The 5,512-nt window shown below is 40.4% G+C and carries 9 protein-coding genes; 4 read left to right on the top strand and 5 right to left on the bottom strand.

Features of this window, described 5'->3' with window-relative positions:
* Positions 1-740 (bottom strand): IS30-like element ISMae39 family transposase (locus tag IM456_RS10990; protein WP_287707058.1); only part of this gene is annotated, 740 nt, incomplete at its 3' end.
* An 81-nt stretch (positions 741-821) separates the two neighbouring features.
* A complete protein-coding gene (locus IM456_RS10985; RefSeq protein WP_172970569.1) occupies positions 822-986 on the bottom strand; it encodes a hypothetical protein in 165 nt (54 codons plus the stop codon).
* A gap of 145 nt (positions 987-1,131) precedes the next feature.
* Between IM456_RS10985 and IM456_RS10980 the strand changes: the two genes are divergently transcribed.
* The 4 genes from IM456_RS10980 (at position 1,132) to IM456_RS10965 (ending at position 4,404) form a co-directional block, all read left to right on the top strand.
* Positions 1,132-1,896 carry a PD-(D/E)XK nuclease family protein gene (locus tag IM456_RS10980; protein WP_149988381.1) on the top strand — a complete coding sequence of 255 codons (765 nt, stop codon included), beginning with the start codon at positions 1,132-1,134 and terminating at the stop codon, positions 1,894-1,896.
* A 605-nt stretch (positions 1,897-2,501) separates the two neighbouring features.
* The gene (locus IM456_RS10975; RefSeq protein ID WP_149988383.1) at positions 2,502-3,191 is read left to right on the top strand and encodes a J domain-containing protein; all 690 of its coding nucleotides are present in this window, start codon (positions 2,502-2,504) and stop codon (positions 3,189-3,191) included.
* Positions 3,192-3,448: 257 nt separating this feature from the next.
* A complete protein-coding gene (locus IM456_RS10970; RefSeq protein WP_008195984.1) occupies positions 3,449-4,060 on the top strand; it encodes a DUF3611 family protein in 612 nt (203 codons plus the stop codon).
* Positions 4,061-4,062: 2 nt separating this feature from the next.
* Entirely contained in the window at positions 4,063-4,404 is a 342-nt protein-coding gene (locus IM456_RS10965; protein WP_149988384.1) for a DUF565 domain-containing protein, read from the top strand.
* Between the two features lie 320 nt (positions 4,405-4,724).
* On the opposite strand, the gene IM456_RS10960 is transcribed toward IM456_RS10965, so the two are convergent.
* From IM456_RS10960 to IM456_RS10950, 3 genes are all read right to left on the bottom strand, one after another.
* Positions 4,725-4,898, bottom strand: a complete 174-nt coding sequence (locus IM456_RS10960) for a hypothetical protein (RefSeq protein WP_253881494.1) — start codon at positions 4,896-4,898, stop codon at positions 4,725-4,727.
* Between the two features lie 113 nt (positions 4,899-5,011).
* Positions 5,012-5,134 (bottom strand): hypothetical protein, encoded by a 123-nt coding sequence (locus IM456_RS10955; protein WP_287693297.1) that lies wholly within the window; start codon positions 5,132-5,134, stop codon positions 5,012-5,014.
* Positions 5,135-5,223: 89 nt separating this feature from the next.
* The gene (locus tag IM456_RS10950; RefSeq protein WP_079207831.1) at positions 5,224-5,352 is read right to left on the bottom strand and encodes a YlcI/YnfO family protein; all 129 of its coding nucleotides are present in this window, start codon (positions 5,350-5,352) and stop codon (positions 5,224-5,226) included.
* Between the last annotated feature and the right edge of the window lie 160 nt (positions 5,353-5,512).

The raw sequence follows: 5,512 nt of genomic DNA, 5'->3' as shown, positions 1-5,512 counted from the left end.
TGACTCAACTCTTGATGTCCACAAAATTCTTTGCCGTTGTCACAAGTAAAGGTTTTTCTTTGGTCAGGGTGAATCTCTTGAAAAAGTTTTTCTGTGACTCTATTGATTTCCGATGCGGTTTTGTTTTTGGCTAATCCTGCTACTAGAAATTTCGAGGCCTTGTCTACATGGGTAACGAGAACTCCTAGATGATTTCCTCCAATCATCGTGTCACTTTCCCAATGACCGATCTCGGTTTTCTGGTCAGCAATTGCTGGTCGCTCGCTGATATCTACACGCCCTGGAATCCCTCCACGCTTACTTTTTGCTCCGCCTCGACTCTTTCTTTGACAAAGCCCCCGGCGTAAATATTTCTGGTACTCTCCACATCCGTGATAGTTCTGATAGATCATTTGATAGATGGTTTCGTGACTGAGAGATTCTTGACTGGCTCTTTTCAGACGACCTGCTATTTGTTCGGGACTATGATAATCTTTCAATCCTTCTTTGACCAACTCTAAGGCTGACTCGCTGACATTTTTAAAGGGTTGTTTGGCATTTTTTCGCCTTGTCTCGCTTTGAGCTTGTGCTGTGTCAGGTAGATAGCAGCCAAGGGAACTTTGATTCCTTTTTAATTCCCGTGATATTGTGCTTTGATGACATCCGAGCCAGACGGCCATTTGCCGTTGAGATAAATTTCCCTCCTGACTAAGTTGGTAGAGCAAGTTTCTTTGTTCTATGTTAAGATGTTGGTGGCTCATTTTTGGGTCTGATTTGTTTTTGTTAATGATCAGACAGTACCTGATGAGCCTTTCTTTGTCAACTCTTGAGGTTGATGCGTTTCATTTTTGAATTGGCGATGGATTCGGTAAAATTTCAGGATTTATCTGGCTGATAAGTTGCTTAAAAATAGGAAGTGCTAAGGAGATTTTTTTATAAAGATTTCGCTGGCATTCTTCTAATACTTGTTCTGAAACAACTATTTTAAATAAGCAAATTTCAGCCATTGTTAGGACTGCACCAGAATTAGTAGGCAATGCCTACCCTAGGGCAAGATGTTCTTAATTGATCGGGAAAACTATATAATACGGTTTACCATCTGTCAGCCCAAAATCATCGGCTAACTGCTGTTTTATTCACGATAACCCTATTATGCCTAAGATCTACCGTCTTGCCCAAGGTCATTTAAACCTATTGGAAACCTGTCCACCCAGATTTCAAAAAGTCTATCTAGAGGAACTTAACACACCGGCTGACCCTGAACAATTACAAGGGCAAGAATGGGGCAGTCAGTTTCACCTATTATTACAGCAGCGGGAATTAGGGCTGCCGATCGCATCTTTATTACGGGAAAATGAACAGTTAGAACATTGTTTAACAGCCCTATTAAAGGCTGCCCCAGCCATTGCCCAAAATCCGGGAGAACCCAATCGAGAAGCGGAACATTGTCGCAGTTTAACTGTGGGTAATTATTTATTAACGGTTATCTATGATTTAATTTTACTAGAGAGCGATCGAGCGGTAATTTTTGACTGGAAAACCTACTTAAAACCTATCGATGCTGACAAACTAGCCAAAAATTGGCAGACGAGACTTTATCTGTATGTGTTGGCAGAAACTTCTGCTTATCCTCTTGATAGTTTATCGATGACCTATTGGTTTGTGCAGTTACCCCGCAGCCCCGAACAAATTACTTTTAACTATAATCGGAAACTACACCAACAGACAGGGCGGGATTTACGCCGTTTATTGAAGGCTCTCGATCGCTATCTATCAGCATACCAAAATGATTTAGTTGATTTTCCCCATCGTCCCGATTGTCAGCTTCATTGTCCCTATTATCTTAGACAAGAGCGATCGGGCCCAATAGACTTAGCCTCGATCGAGGATATCCCTGAAATCAATCCTTTTGTCTAATTATTGCCAATTTCTTCAGAATTCAGAATGCTGAAGATTATTTTTATTTATTCTCCCTTCTCCCATCCCCCCACTTCCCCACTTCCTAATTCATACTTTGTGCTTTTTGTCAAAAAAACTTTTTCTTTGCAATAAAACTACACAAAAAAAAGATCATCGTTGTGGGTGAAATTGACTAATTTAGCTGTCTTAACTAGGATCACCTTGTAGGTGTGGCAAGGGTTTCAACCATTGCTGTCCAAAAAAGCACAGAATAACCCATTATGAAATTCTATCAAATCGCTGTAACCATTGTAAAATCGTTGTTAAATAAAAATCTTTCTCAATTAATTCTTAAGAATTTATAAATATTGCGAAATGTTAATTTAAATATTCTCAAGTTTTTGGAGTCAATAGATAATTTTTGCTTATCTTTGGCCAACATGGGGTTAGAAGTCAGGAGTCGGGAGTCAGAAGTCAGTATTCAGGAGACAGGAGATTATTTTTATGTATTCTTCCCACACCCCACACCCCACCTCCCCACTTTCCCACTCTCGACAATTCTCCTTCTCCGCCGCGTTAACCATAGTCGATAATAATAAAAGACAGATCGATCGCTTGCGCTCATGACCGGCAACCACTACCAAACCTTAGAAATCAGCCATAAATCGACCCCTGAGGAGATTAAACGGGCCTATCGGCGTTTAGCCAGACAATTCCATCCCGATAGTCAAAACGATAGTGCCAGTCACGATAAAATCGTCGCTATTAACGCCGCCTACGAGATTTTAAGCGATCCGAGGCTAAGAAAGGACTACGATAACCAACTAATCGCCAATTCTCCCGAAAAACGCGCCCAACGCACTGCCAGCGCCCAAGCAAATTACCATCGTTACAAAGAAGCAGTCCAGGAAGACGAAGCCCTGGTTAAACAGTGGTATAACCAGACCTATAGCCCGATTAATCGCCTGATCGGTCAAATTATCCGACCTCTCAAAGGTCAGATCGATCACCTATCCGCCGATCCCTTCGATGATCAGTTAATGGCTGTTTTTCAAGACTATCTAGAAACCTGTCGCCAAAATCTCGATCGAGCCAAAACCCTCTTTTGCCAACGGCCCAACCCTGCCAAAATGGCCAAAGTGGCCGCTTCTCTTTACTACTGTCTCAATCATCTCACTGACGGACTAGAAGAATTAGAAACCTTTACCCTTAACTACGATGATCGCTCTCTCCACACCGGTCAAGAAATGTTTCGCATGGCCCAGCGTTTACAGGTGGAAGCTAAACAGATAGCCAGTCAGTGCCAAAATTAGACCTCTTGTAAAAATCAAAAATTGTTGTTAGGGTTAGGAGTCAGTAGCCAGTAGTCAGTAGTCAGGAGAATTAAGAATGAATAATAATCAATTAAATGGTCTATTTACAGATTTTAGGCCATTTAATCATTATTTTTGCCGTCTTTGAACCCTGAAAAATTAATTATGCCAGAGGTTTATTAAATCTCTAGCCATGGGCAAAAAAAAAGACGAAAATAGATCAAGACCAGATTTACCCAATCCCTAGCTTAACCCCGATGAGAGACAAACAATCAGAAATTACCAATATATCCACCCCGAGAGATTCTGATCTTTATTCCTTGCCCCCCGCCGTCCAACGGGCTGCTAATATCCTTTTACGTCAGGGAAGAGTCGGTTTTTGGACGCAGATTGTCCTGGGCGTAATTTCAGGGGTTTTATTACTCATTGCTACCGCTAGTTTATTAGGGACGAGACAACGCACTTCTGGTATTGAAATCGGTGTTTTATGTGCCATTGGTGGGGCTGGTTTCTTGGTAGTCGCCATTTTCTTTTCCTCTCGTTACATGAAAATTGCCCGTCAAATGTTGAGGGGTGATCAAGATAGTCGCCCGAAAAAATCCGATACTATTCAGTTAATCCGTCAGGGTTTAATCGCTAATATTATCGGGATGTTTTTAACGATTTTGGGAGCGCAAGCGTTAGCGGGAATCGTCTTAATTAAATCCCTCAATGTTCCCCAAGGTACTTTTAATGTTGCCTCTAACCCCAGTCAATTTGTTAATTCGGTTGACCTGTTAATTGTGCAGGCTAATACTAATACAATTCTCGCTCACTTTACTGGTATCGTTACTTCTTTGTGGCTTCTTAATCGTATTACTTCTAAATAAATATGGCCATGCAACGCACCCGTTTAAGTACGCTGGCTAATGTCACCAGCAGTCGATTTAATAGCTTTTTTGGTAATCCTTGGCGGCGGCTTTCCCTACAGATAATTTGTGTTTTATTTGGAGTTTTTTCTGGTCAAGCAATTGTCACCACTGCCGGCCAAACTGCTCAATGGGATGTCACCGCTGCCGGTTTATTAGTGCTGTTTACAGAGGCGATTAGCCGGATTGTTTACCGAAAAAGTTCTCAGGCTAAACCCGCACCGATTCTGCGAGAATCTTTCAATTTACTAAAAATTGGTATCACCTATAGTTTATTTCTAGAAGCCTTTAAAATTGGCTCTTAAATAGGGTTTGCTGAAAAAGTTTGTTGGTGGAGTGAGGATTCAGGAGTGAGGATTCAGGAGTCAGAATAATACCATTTTTTTAAAGTAATGGCAGAGATGGTTAATTACCCTCACCCCCAACCCCTCTCCCAGAAGGGAAGAGGGGATTAGGATGCTTGCCAAGAATAAAGAAAAATGGTATAAGCGATGATTATTTTTAAAAATAATTTAACCATTAATATAGCCTTGACTTGCGTTATAAATTTTCTTGGTCAGTGATAAATATCTCACATTGGTAAATTCTCAAATGGTTTGTTCGAGTTGCAAAAAATAGGCTTCAATCATTTTAATTCCTGGAGATTAGCCTCGTTTTGAAGAAGCATTTCGTATAGTCCAGACCAAACTATGAAGTCCGATTCATCTCCTAAAATACCCTGGGAAAATTGCTGATAAAATTCTGGGGATGTCATTTGATATTGTTTTTCCAGATCCGCTAAATATAATTTTAGATTCAAGTTGCTTTTTTGTAGTTCGGCAATCTGATAATCATACTAAATCCGTTGAGTATAGGCTACATATCAGGAGAGGCAAGAGGCAAAAGGCAAAAGGGGGAATAAATAATCAGTTTTTAATAACCAGATTTAGTATCAATAATACTTTGGGCAAATTTTTCTTGATCTTTGATAGAGTTTAAAATCTTTTTAAGGCGTTTTTCTGTTTCAGGCTGAACAGATAGCTGAAAATCTAACATAAGCTGTCTCATTACTAGGAATCAAGTGGGTTTTTATCGAAAATTTGGGTTGAAAACCCCGCCCTTTAGCAGAGCGGAGGGCGGCTTGATTACTTTAACTTTTTAATCCAATCCCTGACAACTTCGGCAGCAGAAATTTGTTTTTGTTGAGCATACCGTTTTAGTTTTTCTAGTTCTTCGTCAGAAAGTCTCACTTGTAAGATATTAGGTCTTGACATTGTATCGTAAATACACTACTAGGCGATCAAGTTTGCATTGAGGGATAAAAAAGAGGTAATCTTAAAGGAGACTTACATTTGATCACAAATTTTCTAGAAGGCGAGCGCACTCGAGAAAGTGATCTAGCTCGAAGAAAACTGAGGAGCAGCGAAAAAATGC

Source organism: Microcystis sp. M079S1 (assembly GCF_020246425.1).
Taxonomy (GTDB): Bacteria; Cyanobacteriota; Cyanobacteriia; order Cyanobacteriales; family Microcystaceae; genus Microcystis; species Microcystis aeruginosa.
The sequence above is the reverse complement of the archived record's forward strand: the minus strand, read 5'-3'. Positions and strand labels throughout refer to the sequence as shown.

Bases quoted from the DNA above. Each gene is read 5' to 3' on its own strand.
- IM456_RS10950 (WP_079207831.1), bottom strand. From the start codon at position 5,352: ATGTCAAGACCTAATATCTTACAAGTGAGACTTTCTGACGAAGAACTA.
- IM456_RS10965 (WP_149988384.1), top strand. From the start codon at position 4,063: ATGGCCATGCAACGCACCCGTTTAAGTACGCTGGCTAATGTCACCAGC.
- IM456_RS10975 (WP_149988383.1), top strand. From the start codon at position 2,502: ATGACCGGCAACCACTACCAAACCTTAGAAATCAGCCATAAATCGACC.
- IM456_RS10980 (WP_149988381.1), top strand. From the start codon at position 1,132: ATGCCTAAGATCTACCGTCTTGCCCAAGGTCATTTAAACCTATTGGAA.
- IM456_RS10985 (WP_172970569.1), bottom strand. From the start codon at position 986: ATGGCTGAAATTTGCTTATTTAAAATAGTTGTTTCAGAACAAGTATTA.
- IM456_RS10955 (WP_287693297.1), bottom strand. From the start codon at position 5,134: ATGTTAGATTTTCAGCTATCTGTTCAGCCTGAAACAGAAAAACGCCTT.
- IM456_RS10970 (WP_008195984.1), top strand. From the start codon at position 3,449: ATGAGAGACAAACAATCAGAAATTACCAATATATCCACCCCGAGAGAT.